Annotated in this window: 23 protein-coding genes; 9 read left to right on the top strand and 14 right to left on the bottom strand. The window is 65.5% G+C overall.

Annotated elements, in window-relative coordinates; genetic code table 11:
* The first annotated feature begins 131 nt into the window (after positions 1–131).
* Entirely contained in the window at positions 132–1,724 is a 1,593-nt protein-coding gene (locus SUTH_RS10215) for an ATP-binding protein (RefSeq protein WP_197539571.1), read from the top strand.
* A complete protein-coding gene (locus SUTH_RS10220; protein WP_041099029.1) occupies positions 1,717–2,325 on the top strand; it encodes a response regulator transcription factor in 609 nt (202 codons plus the stop codon). Before SUTH_RS10215 ends, SUTH_RS10220 begins: the two co-directional genes overlap by 8 nt.
* 15 nt (positions 2,326–2,340) lie before the next feature.
* Here SUTH_RS10220 and SUTH_RS10225 read toward each other — a convergent pair whose 3' ends face one another.
* Positions 2,341–2,970, bottom strand: a complete 630-nt coding sequence (locus tag SUTH_RS10225; RefSeq protein ID WP_041099030.1) for an SAM-dependent methyltransferase — start codon at positions 2,968–2,970, stop codon at positions 2,341–2,343.
* Between the two features lie 101 nt (positions 2,971–3,071).
* Between SUTH_RS10225 and SUTH_RS10230 the strand changes: the two genes are divergently transcribed.
* The 3 genes from SUTH_RS10230 (at position 3,072) to SUTH_RS10240 (ending at position 4,787) form a co-directional block, all read left to right on the top strand.
* Positions 3,072–3,551, top strand: coding sequence for a C-GCAxxG-C-C family protein (locus SUTH_RS10230; RefSeq protein ID WP_041099031.1), 480 nt, complete (start codon positions 3,072–3,074; stop codon positions 3,549–3,551).
* Between the two features lie 119 nt (positions 3,552–3,670).
* Positions 3,671–4,441, top strand: coding sequence for a sulfite exporter TauE/SafE family protein (locus tag SUTH_RS10235; RefSeq protein WP_052473524.1), 771 nt, complete (start codon positions 3,671–3,673; stop codon positions 4,439–4,441).
* Positions 4,442–4,445: 4 nt separating this feature from the next.
* Positions 4,446–4,787 (top strand): hypothetical protein, encoded by a 342-nt coding sequence (locus SUTH_RS10240; RefSeq protein WP_052473525.1) that lies wholly within the window; start codon positions 4,446–4,448, stop codon positions 4,785–4,787.
* Between the two features lie 77 nt (positions 4,788–4,864).
* On the opposite strand, the gene SUTH_RS10245 is transcribed toward SUTH_RS10240, so the two are convergent.
* Complete coding sequence (locus tag SUTH_RS10245) at positions 4,865–6,205, bottom strand: EAL and HDOD domain-containing protein (RefSeq protein ID WP_041099032.1); 1,341 nt, start codon at positions 6,203–6,205, stop codon at positions 4,865–4,867.
* A gap of 188 nt (positions 6,206–6,393) precedes the next feature.
* Here SUTH_RS10245 and hflX point away from each other — a divergent pair, with 188 nt between their 5' ends.
* Positions 6,394–7,746 carry a GTPase HflX gene (gene hflX, locus SUTH_RS10250; RefSeq protein WP_041099033.1) on the top strand — a complete coding sequence of 451 codons (1,353 nt, stop codon included), beginning with the start codon at positions 6,394–6,396 and terminating at the stop codon, positions 7,744–7,746.
* A gap of 58 nt (positions 7,747–7,804) precedes the next feature.
* Here hflX and SUTH_RS10255 read toward each other — a convergent pair whose 3' ends face one another.
* A complete protein-coding gene (locus SUTH_RS10255; RefSeq protein ID WP_041099035.1) occupies positions 7,805–8,710 on the bottom strand; it encodes an alpha/beta fold hydrolase in 906 nt (301 codons plus the stop codon).
* Between the two features lie 33 nt (positions 8,711–8,743).
* Complete coding sequence (locus SUTH_RS10260; RefSeq protein WP_041099036.1) at positions 8,744–9,400, bottom strand: glutathione S-transferase family protein; 657 nt, start codon at positions 9,398–9,400, stop codon at positions 8,744–8,746.
* A gap of 234 nt (positions 9,401–9,634) precedes the next feature.
* Here SUTH_RS10260 and SUTH_RS10265 point away from each other — a divergent pair, with 234 nt between their 5' ends.
* The 3 genes from SUTH_RS10265 to SUTH_RS19805 all read left to right on the top strand — a co-directional run bounded on the left by SUTH_RS10265 (position 9,635) and on the right by SUTH_RS19805 (position 11,091).
* Positions 9,635–10,024, top strand: coding sequence for a DUF2306 domain-containing protein (locus tag SUTH_RS10265; protein WP_041099038.1), 390 nt, complete (start codon positions 9,635–9,637; stop codon positions 10,022–10,024).
* A gap of 171 nt (positions 10,025–10,195) precedes the next feature.
* Complete coding sequence (locus SUTH_RS10270) at positions 10,196–10,396, top strand: DUF2281 domain-containing protein (protein ID WP_041099040.1); 201 nt, start codon at positions 10,196–10,198, stop codon at positions 10,394–10,396.
* A 2-nt stretch (positions 10,397–10,398) separates the two neighbouring features.
* Positions 10,399–11,091: a type II toxin-antitoxin system PemK/MazF family toxin gene (locus tag SUTH_RS19805; protein WP_084207343.1), complete on the top strand. Its 693-nt coding sequence runs from the start codon at positions 10,399–10,401 to the stop codon at positions 11,089–11,091.
* Between the two features lie 471 nt (positions 11,092–11,562).
* Here the strand turns inward: SUTH_RS19805 and SUTH_RS10280 are convergent, their stop codons facing one another.
* From SUTH_RS10280 to SUTH_RS10325, 10 genes are all read right to left on the bottom strand, one after another.
* On the bottom strand, positions 11,563–11,895 hold the full coding sequence (locus SUTH_RS10280; protein ID WP_041099041.1) for an addiction module antidote protein: 333 nt from the start codon (positions 11,893–11,895) through the stop codon (positions 11,563–11,565).
* Positions 11,892–12,215 (bottom strand): type II toxin-antitoxin system RelE/ParE family toxin, encoded by a 324-nt coding sequence (locus tag SUTH_RS10285; RefSeq protein WP_041099043.1) that lies wholly within the window; start codon positions 12,213–12,215, stop codon positions 11,892–11,894. Before SUTH_RS10285 ends, SUTH_RS10280 begins: the two co-directional genes overlap by 4 nt.
* An 84-nt stretch (positions 12,216–12,299) precedes the next feature.
* Positions 12,300–13,106, bottom strand: coding sequence for an enoyl-CoA hydratase/isomerase family protein (locus tag SUTH_RS10290; RefSeq protein WP_041099045.1), 807 nt, complete (start codon positions 13,104–13,106; stop codon positions 12,300–12,302).
* The gene (locus SUTH_RS10295) at positions 13,103–14,923 is read right to left on the bottom strand and encodes an AMP-dependent synthetase/ligase (protein WP_041099047.1); all 1,821 of its coding nucleotides are present in this window, start codon (positions 14,921–14,923) and stop codon (positions 13,103–13,105) included. The genes SUTH_RS10290 and SUTH_RS10295 overlap by 4 nt, the downstream gene beginning before the upstream one ends.
* Before the next feature lie 112 nt (positions 14,924–15,035).
* Complete coding sequence (locus SUTH_RS10300) at positions 15,036–15,842, bottom strand: ABC transporter ATP-binding protein (protein WP_041099049.1); 807 nt, start codon at positions 15,840–15,842, stop codon at positions 15,036–15,038.
* A 102-nt stretch (positions 15,843–15,944) separates the two neighbouring features.
* On the bottom strand, positions 15,945–17,105 hold the full coding sequence (locus SUTH_RS10305; protein WP_041099051.1) for an ABC transporter substrate-binding protein: 1,161 nt from the start codon (positions 17,103–17,105) through the stop codon (positions 15,945–15,947).
* Positions 17,106–17,127: 22 nt separating this feature from the next.
* Positions 17,128–18,168, bottom strand: a complete 1,041-nt coding sequence (locus SUTH_RS10310) for a branched-chain amino acid ABC transporter permease (RefSeq protein WP_041099053.1) — start codon at positions 18,166–18,168, stop codon at positions 17,128–17,130.
* The gene (locus tag SUTH_RS10315) at positions 18,165–19,049 is read right to left on the bottom strand and encodes a branched-chain amino acid ABC transporter permease (RefSeq protein ID WP_041099055.1); all 885 of its coding nucleotides are present in this window, start codon (positions 19,047–19,049) and stop codon (positions 18,165–18,167) included. The genes SUTH_RS10310 and SUTH_RS10315 overlap by 4 nt, the downstream gene beginning before the upstream one ends.
* 112 nt (positions 19,050–19,161) lie before the next feature.
* Entirely contained in the window at positions 19,162–19,986 is an 825-nt protein-coding gene (locus SUTH_RS10320; protein ID WP_041099057.1) for an ABC transporter ATP-binding protein, read from the bottom strand.
* Positions 19,983–20,699, bottom strand: coding sequence for a TetR/AcrR family transcriptional regulator (locus SUTH_RS10325; protein WP_052473527.1), 717 nt, complete (start codon positions 20,697–20,699; stop codon positions 19,983–19,985). The genes SUTH_RS10320 and SUTH_RS10325 overlap by 4 nt, the downstream gene beginning before the upstream one ends.
* Positions 20,700–20,826: the final 127 nt, after the last annotated feature.

The raw sequence follows: 20,826 nt of genomic DNA on the forward strand, positions 1-20,826 counted from the left end.
CCGTCGGCGGCCCCGAAGGTCTGTCGGCACAGGCATCAGCGGCTGTGATAAGGGAAACCCGTAGGGCATCGCGCGATGCCCTTGCTCCCCGAATCGGCGACAATGCCGGCGAAACCCGAAAGGAATCACGCTTGGCATTCCGCCTGTTCGACAATCTGAGCACTGCCGCACGGTTTGCGATCTTCGTCGCGCTGTACGTATTGCTCGACTGGGCCAGCTTCATCCTGCCACTCAAGCATCTCAACGTCACGCCGTGGAACCCCGCGCCGGCGCTCGGCCTGCTGTTCGTCGTCCGCCACGGTCGCAGCGGCGTGCTTGCCCTGTTCATCGCCATCGTCGCCAGCGACATTTTCGTGCGCAATGTCCCCGGCAGTCTCCCGATCACCCTGTGGCTGGGCGCCACCCTCACGGCCGGATACGCCGCGATGGCGTGGGCCCTGAAGCGATACTTTCCCGATGGCGGCGTGTTCGGCGACCGTGCCGGCCTGCTGCCCTGGTCGGCCATCGTCATCTTCGGTTCGCTGCTCAACAGCCTGTTGTTCATCACGGCGCTGTTGGTCACCGACTTGCTGCCCCTGAGCTACTGGAGCGACGCCGTGATGCGCTTCTGGGTCGGCGACGGCGTCGGCATCTTCGTCACCATGCCCCTGCTGTGGTGGCTGCAGGATGCGCCGCGCCGGGTGCTGTTTCGAACCATCCTGCTGCGCTGGGAGACGCTGGCCTACTCCGCGCTGACGCTATTGGCGCTGTGGGTCGCCTTCGTGCCCGGCGCCGAGGCGAATTTCCGCTACTTCTATGTGCTGTTCCTGCCGGTGGTCTGGGCGGCGTCGCGCCAGGGCGTGGCCGGCGCGGTGTTCTGCGTATCGACGCTGCAAATTGGATTGCTGGTCGCCGGCCTGCTGCAGCATTCCGAGGAAATCTCGCTGTTCGAACTGCAAATGCGCGCGTTCCTGCTGGCTCTCGTGGGCTTCCTGATCGGCATCGCGGTCGACGAGCAGCGCCGCGCGGCAGCCGAACTGCGCCTTTCACTGCGGCTGGCCGCCGCGGGCGAAATGGCCGGCGCCCTGGCGCATGAACTGAATCAGCCGCTGGCCGCGCTGGCGGCTTACGGCTCGGCCGGCAAACACCTGCTGGCGCGCGGCGCCGATGCGGATCAGCTGCGCGACGTCATCCAGCGCATGATCAACGAAGCCGGACGGGCCGCCGAAGTCGTGCGGCGCCTGCGGGATTTCTTCCGCACCGGCGCGACCCGACTCGAGCGCATCCCCTTGCCCGAACTGGTCGAAGGCGCGGCGGCGCCATTCCGCGCCAAGGCCGCCGAGGCCGGGATCGAGTTCACCGTGCGCGACATGCCGGCAGTCGCCATCAACGCCGACCGCCTGCAGATCGAAGTGGTATTGCGCAACCTGCTGGCGAATGCCTTCGAAGCCGTCGCGGAGGCGCCCAATACGCAGGCCAGCGTGATCCTCAGCGCCGATGCCGGCCAAGGTGGGGATATTGTCATCGAAGTGGCCGACAACGGACCGGGCATATCGACCGCGCTGGCCGAGCAGATCTTCGAGCCTTTCGCCTCAACCAAGTCGAGCGGGCTCGGCCTCGGCCTCGCCATCAGCCGCGCCATCGCCGAAGCGCACGGCGGCAGCCTGACCGCCGATATCGGCGGGCGCGGCTGCTTCCGGCTGACCCTCCCACTGGACAAGCGGAGCATGCGAACCCATGGATAACACCGTATTCATCATCGACGACGACGCCTCGGTGCGCGACGCCCTCGGCCTGCTGCTCGGCTTGCGCGGCTACCGCACCTCGGTCTTCGCCGACGCGGCGAGCTTCCTCGGCACACTGCGCCCCGACTGGCACGGCTGCCTGATCATCGACATCCGCATGGCCGGCATGGATGGCCTGACGCTGCAGCGGGAACTGCAGGCACGAGGCTGCGCCATACCCGTGGTCATCATCACCGGCCATGGCGACGTCAGCTCCGCGCGGGAGGCCTTTCGCGCGGCCGCGGTCGACTTTCTCGAGAAGCCGCTCGACGAGGATCGCCTGGTTCAGGCCATCGACGAAGCCTATGCCCGGCAAACCGCCGACCTCACGAGCCAGCGTCGGCGGGAAGGCTTCCTGCGCCGCATCGAGGAACTGACGCCGCGCGAACGGGAAGTCATGCACCTTGTCATCGCCGGCCACCACAACCGGGAGATCGCCGAGGAGCTCGGCATCAGCGTGCGTACGGTCGAAGTGCACAAGGCGCGCATGATGGCGAAGCTGGAGGCGGAAAGCATTCCGCAGCTGGTTCGGGTCAGCCTCGGAGTGGGCGGCGACACGTGACCCGACCCACAGGGGTCATCCGGGCTTGCGCGCCACCATGCCGATCAGCGCCGAGCGCCCCTTGTGGCCCTTGCCCTCGGCAATCTCTTCCTCATAGTCGACCAGTTCCTCGATCTCCCAGTCGGCAAACGCTTCGAGCAGGATTTCCCGGGTGTAGAGGTTTTCGAGATCGCCCGGCCCGCCGGTGCGGTAATCGAGCTGCTTCGGCGTATAGCCCTGCAGCAGGATTCGTCCGCCCGGCCGCGCCAGCTGCTTCATGGCCGCGAACTGCCGCGCGCGATCGGCGGCGCCGACGAACTGGATGAAGACGCCGATCACCCAGTCGTAGGCATTCTGCATGTCGTGCGGCGGCCAGTCCGGCGCCAGCATGTCGGCCAGCAGAAAGCGGATCTCCAGCTGGCGTCCGGCCGCCAGCCGGCGCGCCTTTTCCACGGCCACCGGCGAAATTTCGACGGCCGTCACCTCCAGCCCCTGCTCGGCCAGCCAGACCGAGTTGCGCCCCTCGCCATCGGCCACCGACACCGCCGTGCGGCCGTCACGCAAAAGCCCGGCGCGATGCGCGAGGAAGCGGTTGGGCTCGGTGCCGAACAGATAGTCCTCGCCGGCATCCCGGTAGCGCGTGTTCCAGCGGGTTTCCTGATCCATCGGCGAACTTCCTTTTCCTGTGGATGAGACATTGCCGATCATGCTGGATTGCATGCGGCGGTCGGAGTATATTAGATAAAACTAATGCACTGGAGATCGCCATGGACAAGGACGCGCCTACGCTCGGCGAGCAGGCCTACGACAAAGCCCTCAAGTACGAACTCGATTACGGCTGCTGCCCGCAATGCGTGCTCGCCACCGTGCAGGAAACCGTCGGCATCGTCGACGACCAGACCATCAAGGCCAGCCACGGCCTCTCCGGCGGTGGCGGCCTGATCGGCGAAGGCATCTGCGGTGCGCTCAGCGGCGGCCTCATGGCCTTGAGCGCAAAGTACGGGCGCGACCGCGACAAGCTCGACCGCGGCCGCTACATCAACAACTTCAAGAAGGCCAGGGAACTCACCGAACGCTTCCGCGCCGAGTTCGGCGGCGTCACCTGCCAGGAACTGCAAAAGCAATTCACCGGCCGCACCTATGACATGTGGGATGCCGGGGAATACAAGGCCTTCGACGACGCCCGCGGCAGGAAATGCGCCCACGCCACCGGGACGGTGACGCAATGGGTGGTCGAGCTGCTGTGAGCAGCGCCGCGAGGCCGGCCGCCGCCGGCACCGGATTTATCCTGCATCCCAGGGCCGGCACCGGTATCCTTCGCCATATCGTCTTCCGCTGAGCCGCCCGGGCGGCGCAGAGGCCCCCCATGTTCGAGCACGCCACCACACTGCCCCTCGCCTTCTGGCTGCTGGCGATTCTCGCCACGTTGCTGGTCGGCATGTCCAAGGCCGGCTTCGGCGGCGCGGCGGGCAGCCTCGGCGTACCGCTGATGGCGCTGGTGGTGGCACCGCCCTTCGCCGCCGCGGTGATGCTGCCGATCCTGCTGATCATCGACGCCATTGGCCTGGTGGTGTTTCGCGGACGCGGCGACGCGGCCAACCTGCGCATCATCCTGCCCGGCGCCATGCTCGGCATCGCGCTCGGCTGGCTGACCTTCGGCCACGTCGATGCGCGCTGGATACGCCTGCTGATCGGCATCGAGGCGCTGGCCTTCGCCTTCGACCGCTTCCGCGCCGCGCGCGCTGTCGCAATCGCCGTACCGTCAGCGCCGACTCTCAGGCCGGGCATTTTCTGGAGCGCGCTGTCCGGCTTCACCAGCTTCGTCTCGCATGCCGGCGGCCCGCCGATCATGCAATACCTGATGCCGCAGAACATGGACAAGATGCGCCTGGTCGGTACCACGGTAATCTTCTTTTCGGTGGTGAATTTTTCAAAGCTCGGCCCCTATGCCCAACTCGGCCTGCTCGACCTGTCGAATCTCGGCGTTTCGCTGTTGCTGGCGCCGGCGATCCCGCTCGGCTACTTCGTCGGCTACCGCCTGCTGCACGCCATCGACATGCGTGGCTTCAACCTCGTCACGGCCTGGACGCTGCTGGCAGCCGGCACCAAGCTGGTCTACGACGGCATTGCCGGCTAGCGCGATGAACCGCCTCGCCCGCCGTCGGCTCGGCCCTGCCCTCGTGATGCTGCTGCTGGGCGGCTGCGTCTATCTGCCCGAAACCACCATCCGCTACGACGAAAAGTGCGGCGTCTACGAACGCAAGATGACCATGCAGCCCTACCAGGTCGGAAGCCTGATGGGCTGCCGCGACGAAGGCTGTGTGGCCGGCCTGGTAGCCGCCGGCGTGGTATCGGCGGCCTCGGCCGTGGTGACCGGCAGCGTGGTGGTGGTCGGCAACGTGGTCAACTGGCTTGAAAAGCAGGGGCAGTGCCTGAACCCGGCGCCCAAGGCCGACGACCCGGGCGCGCCGGCCGCGAAGTAGCCTGGCCGCTCGGCAAGACGCCCGCGCCGGTCAGCCGAGTATCCGCGAAGGCAGCTGCTCGAGGCCCCGCAATTCAATCACTGGCTGAGGCGCGCCGCGCTCTCCGCCCACTCCAGCGCTTCCGCCGAGGCCCTCTCGATTTCATCGAGGGGAATCGCCGTCTGCTCGGCAAGGCGCGATGTCTGCTCGACGCGCCCCTTCTCCACGGCGATCGCCAGCATCAGGTAACGGCCGAAGGGCCCCGCGCTGTTGAGCAGCACGTCCTTGATCTCCGCCGACAGATGGATGCGTTCGACGACCTTGGCCATCGGCACGCCCAGCAGGCTGTCGAGCATCGAGAGCAGGCCGACGAGGAACAGCTCGTCGCACTCGCGCTTGCCGTACTTTCCCTGCCCCACGAGTTCGAGGAAGCGGCCCCGCGCCAGCGCGAGTTCGAGCAGCACCTCGTCGCGCGGCGAATTCGCGCCGGCGCGGAACATGGCGAGCGACAGCCAGCGATAAAGCTGTTCGCGGCCCAGGATCATGATCGCCTGGTCGATCCCGCTCACCGGATTCTCCCGCGCCATGATCGGCGAATTCGCCATGGCCACCACTTTCACCGCCACACCCGGATCGCGCTTGGCGACCTTTGCAATATCAGACAGGTCGGCATCCGTGCGCAGCAGATTGAGCATCTCGATCAGGACCAGCCGGCTCTGGCTGATTTCCCCCGTCTGCTGTTCTTCGTCGGCGGCCGTGGCAAACGACCCCAGACAAAAATCCGCGCCGCGCGAAACGCACAGCCGGCGCTCCGGCCAGCCGTCGACGTTCTCGACTACCCGCTGCAGCCGCGGAAACTCGGTCTTGAAGCCAGTCAATGCGCGCTCGAGGCCGGGCAGCGAGTAGGCGGAAAAGTCGATCAGCACAAGATCGGCGCACTCGAGGATCAGGTCGCGATCGCCCGAATGGCCGGTTCCCGTCACGCCCACCCGGGCGCCGGCCGCACGAATCGCCAGCGCAACTTCGCGCCAGCGCTCCCGCGGCAGGGACGCCTCGGGCGAATCCAGCAGAAACACGGTATGCGGGCCGATCAGGGAAGTGAAATCCAGGCTGATCCAGTGCGCTGCCGGCAGCGGAATCAGCGCCATCCGCCGTTCGGCGAAGGCGGCGACATTGGCGGCGCGCAAGGCTTCGAGCGTGGCACGCGGATTCGGCTCATGCGGCGAATCGGGAACATGCACCGCAAACCGGTAGCCGCCGATTCGCGTTTTGGCGTCGATGATTTCATCGCGCTGCAGGACGATCGGCGGCGTTTCGCGCGACGGGGCGGTGAATAGCGGCGCCGCGGGATCCGGCGGCTTCCTGTCGCGCCCGAACGGGTCCTCGTTGATTTTTACGGCAGGCTGATTTCCAACAAGGCGCTTGATTAAACCAAACATGCTTCGCTGCTTTCCGTAAAGACGCCGTAAATGCTGTCGCAACACACGCGTTCTGCTCAAGCGGATTATGCGACAGAACCCGCAATTTTTCGGCACCGATGCGGACCGTAACTTTCGCATCAAATCCGGCAAGCGGCGCATTGGCGGGTACACTCCGCCTTCACCCACCCAGAAAAAACCATCCCCGCATGCGCAAAGAAGTCAAGGAAAAGCCCAAATACGCCATCGTCGCGGCCGTGCAGCTGCCGAACGTCAGCGACATCGAGTTCGAGGCCTCGCTCGCCGAGCTGCGCGACCTGGCCAAGACGCTGGGCTACCAGATCACCGCCACCTTCACCCAGAAGCGTTCCAGCTTCGACGCCACGGCCTACCTGGGCAAGGGCAAGCGCGAGGAAATGCGCGCCTTCGTGGACAGCGAACCCGCGCCCGGCACCTTCGAGCACCCGCTGCACGCCGCCGCCGACCCCGAGGCCGGCAAGATCGAAGCCATTTTCGTCGACCACGAAATCTCGCCCTCGCAGGCGCGCGACCTCGAAAAGGAAGTCGGCGCCGAGGTGCTGGACCGCACCATGGTCATCCTCGAAATCTTCCACCGCCACGCCACTTCGCGCGCCGCGCGCGCGCAGGTCGAGATCGCGCGGCTGGGCTACATGGCGCCGCGCCTGAGGGAAGCCGCCAAGCTCGCCGGCCCGCAAGGCCGGCAGCGCAGCGGCACCGGCGGGCGCGGCGCCGGCGAATCGCACACCGAACTGGACAAACGCAAGATCCGCGACCACATCGCCGAGTTGCAGAAGGAAATCGACGCAATGGACGTCGAGCGCAAAACCCAGCGCTCGCGCCGGCAGGGTCGCCAGGGGCTCGCCACCGTGGCGCTGGTCGGCTACACCAACGCCGGCAAATCCACCCTGATGCGCGCGCTGACCGGCAGCGACGTGCTGGTCGAGAACAAGCTCTTCGCCACGCTCGACACCACCGTGCGCGCCCTCCACCCCGAAAGCCGGCCGCGCGTGCTGGTCAGCGACACCGTCGGCTTCATCAAGAACCTGCCGCACGGCTTGGTGGCTTCGTTCAAGTCCACGCTCGAAGAAGCGCTCGACGCCGCGCTGCTGCTGCACGTCATCGACGCCAGCGATCCCGGCTTCGAACGGCAACTGGCGGTTACCGACAAGGTGCTGGCAGAGATCGGCGCGCAGGAGGTGCCGCGCATCCGCGTTTTCAACAAGATTGATCACGTCGGCGACGCCGCCGCGCAAGCCGAACGCGAAGCCGCGCTGCGCGCCGCCTGGCCCGATTGCATCGTCATGAGCGCGCGCCGCGCCGATGACGTGACGCTGCTGCGCGAAGCGATCATCGACTTCTTCCGGCAGGATCAGGTCGAGGCCGAGCTGTTCCTGCCCTGGTCGGCCCAGCAACAGCGCAGCCAGATCTTCGCCAGTTGCGAAGTGCTCGACGAGCGCGCCGACGAGGAAGGCGCCTTGCTGCGCGTGCGCGGCGAGCGCGAGGCGGTGGAGCGACTGAAGGAGCAGTTCGGCAAGACTTGAAGAGTTCCCGCAGGGACGCAGAGCGCTGGCGCTGGCGGTACGGCGATCAAGGCACCGCTCAGTGCGCGGCGCCGATCTCCGCATGAAAGTCCCGCATGGCAGCGGCCACCTCGGCCGGCAATTCCTCGGGCAGGAAGTGCCCGCAATCCAGGCCCCGGCCGCGGACGTCGCGAGCCTTTTCGCGCCACAGGGCCAGCACGTCGTAGCTGCGTCCGACGAAGCCGCGCGCGCCCCACAACACCAGCAGCGGCGCATTGATGCGCTGGTGCGCGTCGGCCTCGTCGTGCCGCAGGTCGATGCCGGCGGCGGCGCGGTAATCGTCGCAACTGGCGCGGATCGCTTCCGGGTCGGAAAAGCAGCGGACGAATTCATCGACCGCCTCGGCCGAAAACGCCGCCTCGTTGCCCATGCTCCAGCGCGACAGACAGCCCTTGAGCCATGACGCCGGGTCGGCCGCGATCATGCGCTCGGGCAGCGGCGCCGCCTGGATCAGGAAGAACCAGTGGAAATACACGGTGGCCAGCGCCTGATCGGTCAAGGCGAAGGTGGTCAGGGTCGGCGCGATGTCCATGATGCACGCGCTGGCGACGCGCGCCTCGTGGTCGAGGCACAGGCGATGCACCACCCGCGCGCCGCGATCGTGCCCGGCGACGTGAAAGCGCTCGTGGCCGAGCGCCGTCATCAGCTCCGCCATGTCCTGCGCCATCGCCCGCTTCGACTGGTTGGCCGCGTCGGGCAGCGACGGCGGCTTGCCCGAATCGCCGTAGCCGCGCAAATCCGGGATCACCAGTTCGAAATCGGCGGCGAGCAGCGGCGCCAGCTTGTGCCACATGGCGTGCGTCTCCGGGTAGCCGTGCAGTAACAGCAGCGCCGGCTTGCCCGGATTGGGCCGCAGCCGCAAGTGAATCTCGGTGCCGCTGACGGCGACGCGCCGCGCGGCAAACGAGGTGTCGAACAGGCTCATGCGCCGCCTCCGCTCATCGCGATCGAGCGCGGCCTACTTCGCCTTGTAGGTATCGAGGTTGATGCCCTCGCGCGCCATCGCCGCCGCCACCGCCGGCTGCGCCGCGACGCGGGCGACATAGGCCTGGTAGCCCGGCAGCGAGGCCGGATCGATGCCGCCGAGCCCGCCCCAGCGCAGGAATGTCAGCGCGTAGGCATCGACGAAAGAAAGTTTGTCGCCGAGCAGGAAAGGCCCCGCCTCTTGCGCCCGCTTCTGGATGCGCTCCAGGCACTCGCGGAACGCCGCCACGGCGGTGCTCTTCACATCCGCCTGGGCGGCTTCGCCGGTGGCAAACTTGCTCGGGCGGAAGATGTGCGTGAAGGTCGGATGCACGGTGTTGTTCATCCAGGCGAACAGCGACATCGCCTGCGCCCGCTGCCAGCTGTCGGCCGGCAGCAGCCCGGCCTGCGGAAAGCGCCGGTCGAGGTAATCGCAGATCGCCACGATCTGGTTCAGCGGCTTGCCGTCGACCACCAGCAGCGGCACCTGGCCCAGCGGATTCAGCGCCAGGTATTCCGGCGTCTGCTGTTCGCCCTTGTGCAGTTTCACCGTCTGGGTTTCGATTTCCTCGCCCGTCGCGGCCTTGATCGCTTCGATGCCGACATGGGGGACGAACGAGCAGGCGCCGGGGCCAAAATATAGTTTCATCATAGTTATTCTCCTGTGGGGTCGGGGTTGATGCAGAGGGCAATTCTCGCACGGACGGGCGGTAGAGGCAGCGCAGCCCTACCCGGAAAATTCAAGCGTCGCGACGTCCGGGAAGCCTGCCGCTCATTGCCAACTGCGGCAGTTCGCCCCGCGAATCGGGCGCTTCGTCGCAATTGGCTCGCCCGGCGCAGGCGCATTGCGGAAACTGCCTCCACCCCAAACCCACAGGAGCTCGCCATGCAGCAGGAATTCACCCCCATGATCCTCATCCACCTCGGCGCGGCCCTCGCTGCGCTGGTCCTCGGCATCGCCGTGTTCCTGCGTCGCAAGGGCAACCTCGCCCACCGCGTGCTGGGCCGCGCCTGGGTCGGCCTGATGCTGGTGACGGCGATCACGACCTACTGGATCAGGGGCGGCGGCAACTTCTCGTGGATCCACGGCCTGTCGGTGATCTCGCTGGTCGCGCTCTGCTTCGCGGTCTACTTCGCCATGACCGGCAATATCCTGCGCCACCAGAGAATCATGAAGGGCGTGTTTTTCGGCGGCCTCGTCGTTGCCGGAGCCTTCACCTTGCTGCCCGCGCGCCTGCTGGGTCACGCGCTGCGGTCTTCGCTCGGCGTGATCTGACAGCGCCGGCCCCAAGCGCGCGCACTGCCCGACGCGCAAACCCGCGGCTGGCTCATCGCCACTCAATCCTGAAACGGTTGTTCAGGCTTCGCGGCCCAGAGATTTCAGTACCGTATAATGTTTTTTATGCAAACCGCTCCCCTTTAACCTCCGCCGACAGGAGCAAGAGCAATGAATGCCACCGAACAGGTATTAATCGAGAAGCTCAAACAACTGCCGCCGCAGCGCTTGGCGGAAGTCGAGGACTTTGTGGATTTCCTGCGTACGCGCGAGGATGAACAGCGCCTCACCCAAGCCGCCGCCAAAGTCGCCGAGGAGAGCTTTGCCGCCGTATGGAATAACGACGAAGACGCCGCCTACGATAGGATGTGACGATGGCGCACTCTTTCGGCGATGTGGTGTTGGTGCCGTTCCCCTTCACGGACCAATCAGGCGCGAAGAAGCGGCCCGCCGTCATAGTTTCCAGCAGCGGCTACAACGCCGGCCGGCGCGATCTGGTCATCATGGCGATTACCAGTCAGGTGCGCACACCGCTCGGATTCGGAGAGGCGCTCATCGCCGATTGGCAGGCCGCCGGCCTCATCAAGCCGTCCGTTGCTGAAACCCGTGGTCACGACCATCGAGCAGGGGCTTGTTGTCCGCACCATGGGCGCGCTTTCGACCGCCGATTTGCGCAGCTTGCGAGAAACTATCGCCCAAGCTATCGGCTGAATCAGTCGCACGATTTAAATCGAGCACGATCCATTCATCCAATGCGCAAGACGAAATCAAAAATTCTTGAGGCCGTCCACGACACGACCAAGGGCCTGTACAAGGCCGGCGTTATGGACATGATGACGCTGCGTGAATTCGACTGCCTCTGCCTGCCCCCGGTCGAACCGCTGGAGCCGGAGCAGATCAAGCATATCCGCGAGGCCTCGCGTGTCAGCCAGGCAGTCTTTGCCCGCCTGCTGAACACCAGCCTATCGACGGTGCAGAAGTGGGAAATCGGCCAGAAAAAACCGACGGGCACCGCCCTGAAACTGCTTCATTTGGTGCAGAAGCGCGGGCTGGAAGTTGTCGCCTGAATCGGCGGCGCGCTGATCGCCGTCCCGTCAGCGCCGACTATTGGCGCTCGCTCAAAACAATATCGAACCCGACCCCAATAGCTCTCTCGGCGCCCGCGGGAAAATCTCCTTGGCCCATTGCGGCTGGTTGTGCCGGCCGATATGCCAGAAGCGCTCAATGGCCGCTTGATCGGGTGAGACGTATCGATTGCACATGGCGCAAGTGTAGAGCGTGGGCCCCTTTCACTCAAATGTCGGCGGAGAAACTGAGGGGCAGTTCGGCAAGGCATGGAGAGTCGGCTCTGGTGACACGGCGATGCAAGGGGTCAAATCACTCTGATGATCATCTAGCCGGCCTCCGACCACCGCAGTGGCGGTGGTCGGAGACCGGCTAGATGATCATCAGCTTCGAATTGAATTTCACCTCAGCCTGAATCGCCGTCTCACCAACGTCGCCGGTCGCCGAAACCGAAGCGGCCCGGATCGCGAAACTCAGGCAGCGACGTGCTGCCCTGGTTCTACCGAAAGCTTCATGCCTACGGCCTTTAACACCGCCAGAAGGGTTTTCAGCGTGGGATTGCCCTTGGCCGACAAGGTGCGGTACAGCGATTCCCTGCTGATACCGGCTTCGGCGGCCACCGCCCCCAGCCCTCCGTAAGCTTCGGCGACGGTTCGCAGCGCAAGAAGAGCCGCGGCCCGGTCATCCGGATCATCCAGCGATTCCATTGCCGCCTTGAGATATTCCACCGCCAGTTCGCGGTCCGCGCGAAGCTCGGCTACCTCGCGCTCGTGATGAGAAACCGCTGCGGCCACTTTCTTGTTCATGCTTGCCTCCGTATCCAATCGGCCCAGTAATCCTTGGCCGTCCTGATGTCCGTCGCCTGTGTCTTCTTCGATCCGCCCGACAACAGAATGACGATTGTCCGACCGTGGCGCCCCAAATAGACCCGATACCCGGCGCCGAGATGCTCCCGCAGTTCCAGAACACCATCGCCCACCGGCTCGCAATCGCCAAAATTGCCGGCCTCGATCCGCTTCAGGCGAAGCCGAACCTTGGCTTGCGCCTGCTTGTCGCGCAGTGATAGCAGCCACTCGGTGACCGGCTCATGACCATTGGCGGTTTGGTATCGGAAAACTTCAATCATGGAAAAGTGTAGCTTACAAGCTACACCAATGCAAGCGCTGCGCCCGCCGTTCCACCAGCGCCGACTCTTGGCCGCGGGCCGGAATCAGTTACCCAAAAACCTCGGCTTCTGCTTCGCCACGAAACCACGCACCCCCCGCGCGAAATCCTGCGTCATGGCGCAGGCGGCGAAGCTGTCCTGTTCGGCTTGTAACTGTTCCGCGAGCTTGCGGTTGAGGGATTCGTTGATCAGGAGCTTGGTGCGGCCCAGCGCGATGGTCGGGCCATTCGCCAGTTCCAGCGCCAGGGCCTGCGTGGCGGCGGCCAGTTCGGCTGCTGGTACCACGCGATTGACGAGGCCGAGTTCCAGCGCGCGGGCGGCGTTGAAGCGCTCGCCGAGCAGGGCGATTTCCATGGCCTGTTTCGCGCCCACCAGGCGCGGCAGGGCGTAGGTGCTGCCGCCATCGGGCGAGGTGCCAATGTGGCGGTAGGCCAGCGTGAAATAGCTGCTGTCGGCGGCGATGGCGAGGTCGCAGGCGGACATCAGCGAGAAGCCGAAGCCGGCGACGGCGCCGCGCACGCTGGCGATCACGGGCTTTTCCATGGTGCGAATGCTGGTCACGGCCTCGTGCACTTCGCCGATCAGGCGTTCGAGCAGGGCGCGCCGCTCGGCGGCGGGAGCGTCCAGCGTCTCATGGAAGGCCTTGATGTCACCGCCGGCCATGAAGTGCTCGCCGGCGCCCTGGATGACCACGGCGCGCACCGTGGCATCGCCGGCCACATGCCTCGTCGTGGCGCGCAGGCCGTCGGCCATGGCCATGTCGAGCGCATTGAGCGCCTTGGGCCGGTTGAGGGTAATGGTGGCGATGCCGCTGGCGGCATCGGTTTCCAGCAGAACGCCGTCGCCGTTCATTCCCTGCTCCTGAAGAGCGCTTCGATTTCGTCGGCGTAGGTCTTGTAGATGCTGGAGCGGCGCACCTTCATGGTCGCCGTGACTTCGCCGTCGTCGTGGTCGAGTTCCTTGGTCAGCAGGTGGAACTTGCGGATGTGCGCGACCTGCGCCATCTGTTCGTTGCCGCGCCGCACCTCGGCTTCGACCAGCTCGCGCACCTGCGGCGTTTCGACCAGCGAACGGAAATGGGTGAAGGCGAGGCGCTGCGATTCGGCCCATTTGCCTACTGTCTCGAAGTCGATCTGGATCAGCGCCGCGACGTACTTGCGGCCGTCGGCGACGATGATGCATTCCTTGATGAAGGGGCTGGCCTTCATAGTGTTTTCGATTTCGGAGGGCGTCAGGTTCTTGCCGCCGGCGGTGATCATGATGTCCTTGAGGCGGTCGACGATCTTGAGCTGGCCGTCGCTTTCGGTGACCACGTCGCCGGTGTGCAGCCAGCCGTCGACAATGGACGCGGCCGTCGCCTCCGGGTTCTTGTAATAGCCGGCGAAGACCATCTCGCCGCGGACCTGCAACTCGCCCTGCGCCGACAGCCGGTGCTCGCAGCCCTGGATGCAGGTGCCCACGGTGCCGATGCGGACCTGGTCGAGGCGCTGGCCGGTGATCATGCCGGTGGTTTCGGTGAGGCCATAGACTTCCACCAGCGGCACGCCGAGGGTGCGGAAGAAGCGGATCACGGCCGGCGAGATCGGCGCGGCGCCGGTCATCGCCACGTGCACATCGCGCAGGCCGATGAAGTTTTGCAGGGCGCGGAAGATCAGCCAGTAGTAGAGCGCGAACACCATGCGTTCGCCGAAGCTGCGCTGCTGCGCCGACTTCTCGGCGAAGGTCGCGCAGTCCTGCATGGCGCGGGCGAACAGCCAGCGGCGCAGGCCGCCGGTTTCCTGCATCTTGATGCTGATCGCGGCGTGCAGCTTTTCCCAGATGCGCGGCACGCCGAGGAACATGTTGGGCGCCACTTCGCGCAGGTCTTCCTGCACGGTGCGGATCGATTCGCCGAAATTCACCTGCGAGCCGAGATAGATCGGGCAGAAGGTGGTCAGCATCTGCTCGGCGACGTGGCACAGCGGCAGGTAGGACAGATGCGTGGTGTCGGCATCGAGTTCCAGGTGGTCGATGAGGCCCGGCGTCACGCCGCGGATGTTGGCGTAGCTGATCATCGCGCCCTTGGGCTTGCCGGTGGATCCTGACGTATAGATCATCAGCGCGAGGTCGTCGAGTTTCTGCGCGGCGAGCGCGTCGTCGACCAGCGTGCGGTGCACGGCTTCGTAGTCGACGCCGAGGGCCTCGACCTCGTCGAAGGCGATGACGTGGTCGCGATGTTGGGCGGACGTGTTGCGCAGGCCCTTCTTTTCCATGACGACGATCTTCTTGATGCAGGGCAGATCGCCCAGCGCGGCCAGCACCTTGTCGGTCTGCTCCTGGTCTTCGCAGACCACGATGTCCACGTCGGCATGGCCCAGCACGTAGGCCACTTCGAGGGTCGGGCTGGTGGGATAGACGCCGACCGCGACGGCGCCAACGAGGCCGCAGCCCATCTGGCTCAGCACCCATTCGAGGCGGTTCTCGGCAATGATGCCGACCCGGCCGCCGGCCGGCAGGCCCAGCGCGCGCAGGCCGAGGCCGAAATGGCAGGCGCGGCGGTGGTAGCCGTCCCAGGTGATCGGATTCCAGATGCCGAAATCCTTCTGCCGGATGGCGATGCGCTGCGGCATGCGCCGCGCGTTCTCGCGCAGCATCTGTGGCAGGGTGAGTTCGGGGAGCGGATTGTTCATGACGCCTCCGCCGGGCCGCCCCAAGGAGGCGTCCGTCCAGCAAACCGGAAGCGACGCAGTCGCTGAACCGTGGCTACCCCTTTTCCTGGAAAAGGGGCTGGGGGATATGTCGTCATGACAGCCAGCGCTTGCGGCGCTTGTAGTGCTTGATGTCGCGGAAGCTGCGCGCCGCGCCCTCGCCCGCCATGCCGAGGTAGAACTCGCGCACGTCGGGGTCGCCGGCCAGCTTTTCGGCGGGGCCGTCGATCACCACCTTGCCGGTTTCCATGATGTAGCCGGTATGGGCGACGGCCAGCGCCACCGAGGCGTTCTGCTCGACCAGCAGCATGGAGACGCCCTGCTCCCGGTTGATGCGGGCGATGATGGTGAAGATGTTCTCCACCAGCAGCGGCGAGAGGCCCAGCGAGGGCTCGTCGAGCAGCATCACCTTGGGCCGCGCGATCAGGGCGCGACCGATCGCCAGCATCTGTTGTTCGCCGCCGGACAGGTAGCCGGCGAGGCCGCGCTTGCGTTCGTGCAGCCGCGGAAAATATTCATACACCAGATCAAAGTCGGCGCTGGTGGCACGGCGACCGGTGAGCGCATAGGTGGCGGCGACGAGGTTCTCTTCGACCGTCAGGTCCTCGAACACGCGCCGCCCTTCCATCACATGGAACAGGCCGGAACGCACCAGTTCATGCGGCTTCAGGCGCGCGGTATCGACGCCGTCGAGCACGACGCTGCCGCGGGTCATCTCGCCGTCCTCCAGCGCCAGCAGACCGGACACGGCTTTCAGCGTGGTGGTCTTGCCGGCGCCGTTGGACCCGAGCAGGGCGACGATCTGCCCCCGCGGCAGGCGCAGGGACAGACCGCGCAGCACCTGCACGGCCTTGTTGTAGATGACCTCGATGTTGTTGATTTCGAGGACGGCGTCTTGCATCACGAGTGAATTACCTTTGAAAAGCAGTTGATCCGCAGATTTACGCAGATGAATCAACAGGTTTTAATCTGTGAAAATCTGCGTCATCTGCGGAAAGCAGGATTACTCCAGGTGGATCCAGTCGGAGGCCGGCACCATCGTCTTGGCCTTCATGTCGGCCTTGTAGATGCGGCCGACCGGGATCGAGTTGCCACGAATGGTGATCGGCACGCCGATCACGCCGCCGGTGTCGAAGTTCTTGATCGAGTTCAGCGCGGCCTTGAGGTTCTTCGCATCCAGCGGCTTGCCGGCCCCGACGGTGCGCTTGGCGGCCTCGACGAACAGCATGGTGGTGAGGAAGCCTTGCATGTAGGCGGTGCTCTGGTACTCGGGGCGCATCTGGCGGATCTTGTCCAGCATCGGAGACTTGGCCGAGGTGTCGTAGTAGTAGCGATACGGCATCACGCCCATGAAGCCGTCGCCGGCTTCGCCCAGCTTCATCACAGTCGAGCTGTCCATGGTCCAGAAGGTGCCCATGAAGTGGCTCTTGGCGCCGGACTTCTTCATCTGCGTGACGAACTCGGGGATCGGCGCCAGGATGTAGCCGTGGAAGATGGTGTAGTCGGGATCGGAGCGGCGCAGCTTGATCACCTCGGTCGAGACGTCGACGCTGCCCGGTGCGGTCTGGATTTCGGCGGCGACGGTCAGGCCCAGCTTCTTCGCCGTGGAGCGGAACTCATCGACCGGATCGCGGCCGAATTCGCTGTCGGAATAGACGATGGCGACTTTGGCACCGGGCTTCTCCTTGGCAATGTGGCGCAGCAGGATGCCGATCTGTTCGGAATAGTCCGGGCCGGCCATGAACTGGGCGGGGAACTTCTTCGGATCGTTGATCTCGGTGGCGAACGAGGCGCCGGCCATCATGATGCTGCCCATGCGCTCGAGCTCGGGGTTGATGGTGCGGCTGAAGGCGGTCGAGTCGCCGTAGTAGAGGCTGACCTTGTTGCCGCCGGTGATCTTCTTGAACGCGGCGACGGAGACATCGGGCTTGTAGGCGGTGTCTTCGAAGACATACTTGAACTTGCGGCCCTTGACGCCGCCGGCGTCGTTGGCGATCTTGAGGTAATCCTGGATGCCGGCATGGATGCCGATGCCGGCAAAGGCGAACACGCCGCTCATCGGGATCGAACCGCCGATGACGATGTCTTCCTGGGCCTGCGCGGCCGGCGCCAATGCTATTCCGGCAGCGGCCAGCAGGGCTGTAATCCACTTCGTTGGTTTCATCTTGTCTCCTCCTCGAATGAACCTATGTCCGGAACGGCCACAGGTGAAAAAAGCGGCGGACGCGCCGCCATATCTCGGCCAGGCCGTGCGGCTCGAAAATCAGGAAGCCGACGATCAGGATGCCGAAAACCATGATGCGCACCGGTGCCAGGTGCACCGCCATCTCGGCGGCATTGGGGAACCAGCCGAAAACCATCTTGAGCGCCTCGGGCACGAGGGTCATGAAGACCGCGCCGAGGATGCCGCCGAGTATGGTGCCCATGCCGCCGACGATGATCGCGGCAAGGAAGAAGATCGACATCAGCAGCGGAAAGCTTTCCGGTGTCACCGAACGGAAGAAGTAGGCCCAGAGCCCGCCGGCGACTCCGGCGTAGAAGGACGAAATGGCGAAGGAGAGCAGCTTGTAGCGCAACAGCGATATGCCCAGCACCTCGGCCGAGATGTCGCGGTCGCGGATGGCGATGAAGGCGCGGCCGATGCGGGTGCGGAACAGGTTGGCGGCGCCGAGCACCATGACGGCGGTGAGCGGCAGCATCAGCCAGTAGAGGCGGAATTCGCTGTCCAGCGCGATGCCGAACAGCGAGGCCGGCTTCACCGTGAGGCCGGCGGTGCCGCCGGTGACCGATCGCCAGTTGGCGAAGACGAAGTGCAGGATGAAGGAGGCGGCAATCGTGGCGATCGCCAGGTACAGCCCCTTGACGCGCAGCGAGGGAATGCCGACCACCATGCCGACCAGCATGGCGACGCCGCCGGCCGCGATCAGGTTGATGAAGAACGGGGTGCCGAGCGTCTTGTCGAGCACGGCCACGGTGTAGGCGCCGACGCCCATGAAGGCGGCCTGGCCGAGACTGACCTGGCCGGTGTAGCCGGTGAGGATGTTCAGCCCCGTGGCGGCGATGATGTTGATGCCGACCAGGCAGGTCAGGTAGAGCCAGTACTGGCTGGCGACGAAGGGCAGGACGACCAGCGCCACGGCCAGCACGCCGAGCCAGATGCGCTGGGTGCGGCTGTCGAACAGGGCCTCGTCGGCGGCATAGCTTTGTTTGGCGGCGCCGATTCTCATAGCCGTTCGATCTCGTGGGTGCCGAACAGGCCGTAGGGACGGACCATGAGGACCAGCACCAGCAGGGAAAAAGTGGCCAGCATCTTGTACTCGCCGCCCAGATAGGTGCCGCTCCAGGCTTCGACCAGGCCGACCAGGATGCCGCCGATCAGCGCACCGGCGACGCTGTCGAGGCCGCCGACGATGACCACCACCAGCACCGAGAGGCCGAATACGCCCATGGTCGGCGAGAGGCTGGAAATGCTGCCGACGATGATGCCGGCGATCGCCGCGACCATCGCGCCGACCACCCAGGCCATGGAGAACACGCGCGGCACGTTGATGCCCATCGAGTAGGCCGCGGCCTGGTCGGAGGCCGTCGCGCGCAAGGCGATGCCGCCGCGCCAGAAGCGGAACACCACCAGCACGATGGCGATCAGTGAGGTCGCGACGAGGAAGCCGTAGAAGATCTTGGGCGGCACCATGGCTTCGCCGATCAGCACCGGGTCGCTCGGCATGAAATCGGGCAGGCGCATCTGGTCGGCGCCCCAGATCAGTTCGACGGCGCCGACCAGGATCGACGAGAGGCCGATGGTGATCATGAACACCGAGATCGGCGATTCGCCGAGCATGGGCCGGATCAGCAGGCGTTCGACCAGCGCGCCGAGCGCGCCGCTGCCGAGCACCGCGACGAGGACGCCGAGCCAGATCGGCCAGCCCAGGGTGGAGGCCATGGCGAAGAAGAAATAGGCGCCCATCATCAGCATCTCGCCGATCGCCAGATTGACCACCTTGGTCGCCTTGAAGATCAGCACGAAGGCGAGGCCCGCCAGCGCGTACAGCCCGCCGCTGCCGATGCCGGCGAGGCTGACTTCGAACAGCATCCACCAGTCGAAGCTCATACGGCCATCCCCCCATCCCCCTTCACAAGGAAGGGGGTGACGGCGGTTCGCGGGCTCTGCCCGCTCCGTGTCGTTGGCTGCGCCGCCTTTGGGGCGGCCCTGCGGGCGGCGCTCATGCCTCCACCTCGCCATGCAGCTTGCGCCGCAATTCCTCGACATCGCCCGAGCCGAGGTAGGCGCGGATTACTTCGGGATTACCCTGCACCGCGGCCGGCGTGCCGTCGGCGATGACCTCGCCGAAGTTGAGCACGACGACGTGGTCTGAGATGTCCATCACCATGCCCATGTCGTGCTCGACCATGAGAATGGTGACGCCCCACTCCTCGCGCACGTCGAGGATGAAGCGCGCCATGTCCTCGGTTTCCTCGCGGTTCATGCCGGCCACCGGCTCGTCGAGCATCAGCACCTTCGGCTGCATCGCCAGCGCACGCGCCATCTCGACGCGCTTCTGCAGGCCATAGGACAGCGCCGCCACCGGGGCGTTGCGGATGTGGTCGATTTCGAGGAAGTCGATGATGCGTTCCTCGATGTCGGCGCGCAGCCGCACTTCCTCGCGCCGGGCCTTGCCGTAGTAGAACAGCGCATCGAGCACGCCCGTATGCAGATGGCAATGGCGGCCGAGCTTGATGTTGTCGAGCACGGTCATGCCGCGGAACAGCGCGATGTTCTGGAAGCTGCGCGCCAGGCCCAGCTTGGCGCGCTGCGGCGCGGGGCGCTGCGTGATGTCCTCGCCGAGGAAACGGATGTGGCCGGCGGTCGGCCGGTAGAAACCCGATATGGTGTTGAACAGCGAGGTCTTGCCGGCACCGTTGGGGCCGATCACCGAGGTGATCGAGCCCGGCGCGACCTCGAAGCTGACGCCGTTGAGCGCCTTGACGCCGCCGAAGGCCAGCGTGACCTGGTCGATTTCGAGGATGGGGTTCGCGGCCGCCGTCATTTCGCTGCCTTTTTGGCGACGCGCTTCGCTGCCGTGGCGCGCGGCGCGCGGGCTACCGTGGCCTTGGGCGGCAACGCGAGGCCGCCCATCAGCACGCCGATGCATTGCTCGGCAATCTGGTCGGGACCGAGTTCGCCGTCGGCGCGATACCAGCGGCCGATCCAGCTCAGGGCGCCGGCCAGCGTGAACGCCGCCAGCTTCGGATCGACGGCACGCAGCGAACCTTCGGCGATGCCCAGCTCGATCAGGTGCCGAAACTCGCGGTCGATCTCCGCCTTCAGCCGCCGCACCGCGCGACGGCTCTCCGGCGGCAGGGGGTCTTCGCCGACGCGGATCAGGCATTTGCCGAAATCCATGGTGACGATCTCGGCGTACTTGCGCATGGCCGCGATCAGCTTGTCGATCGCCGTGCCGCCCGCCTCGTCGGAACGCGCGATGGCTTCCTGCATCAGTTCCAGGCCGCTGCGCACGCACTCGGCGAGGATCTCATCCTTGTTCTTGACATAGTAGTAGAGGGTCGGCTTGGTGACGTTGAGCCGCTCGGCCACCTCGTCGAGCGAAACGGCGTGGAAGCCCTTTTCGTTGAAAAGCTGGGCGGCGGTGCGCAACACCGCCTCGCGCTTGATCTCGCGCTCGCGCGTCCGTTCGCCGGCCTTGCGCCAGGGCGATGACGGCTCATCCTGAATCGAATTTTTCGGGCGCGCTTTCGCCATGTCGGGGGCGGATTCCAGCCTTTTGTTACCGGATAGTAGATTCGTTACCGGAAATATGAACGCTGCCGGCCGGTGCTGTCAATCCTGCACCGCAACATGCTTGCATCGCCGTATCGCCGGCGCCGAC

The organism is Sulfuritalea hydrogenivorans sk43H, assembly GCF_000828635.1.
Classification (GTDB): Bacteria; Pseudomonadota; Gammaproteobacteria; order Burkholderiales; family Rhodocyclaceae; genus Sulfuritalea; species Sulfuritalea hydrogenivorans.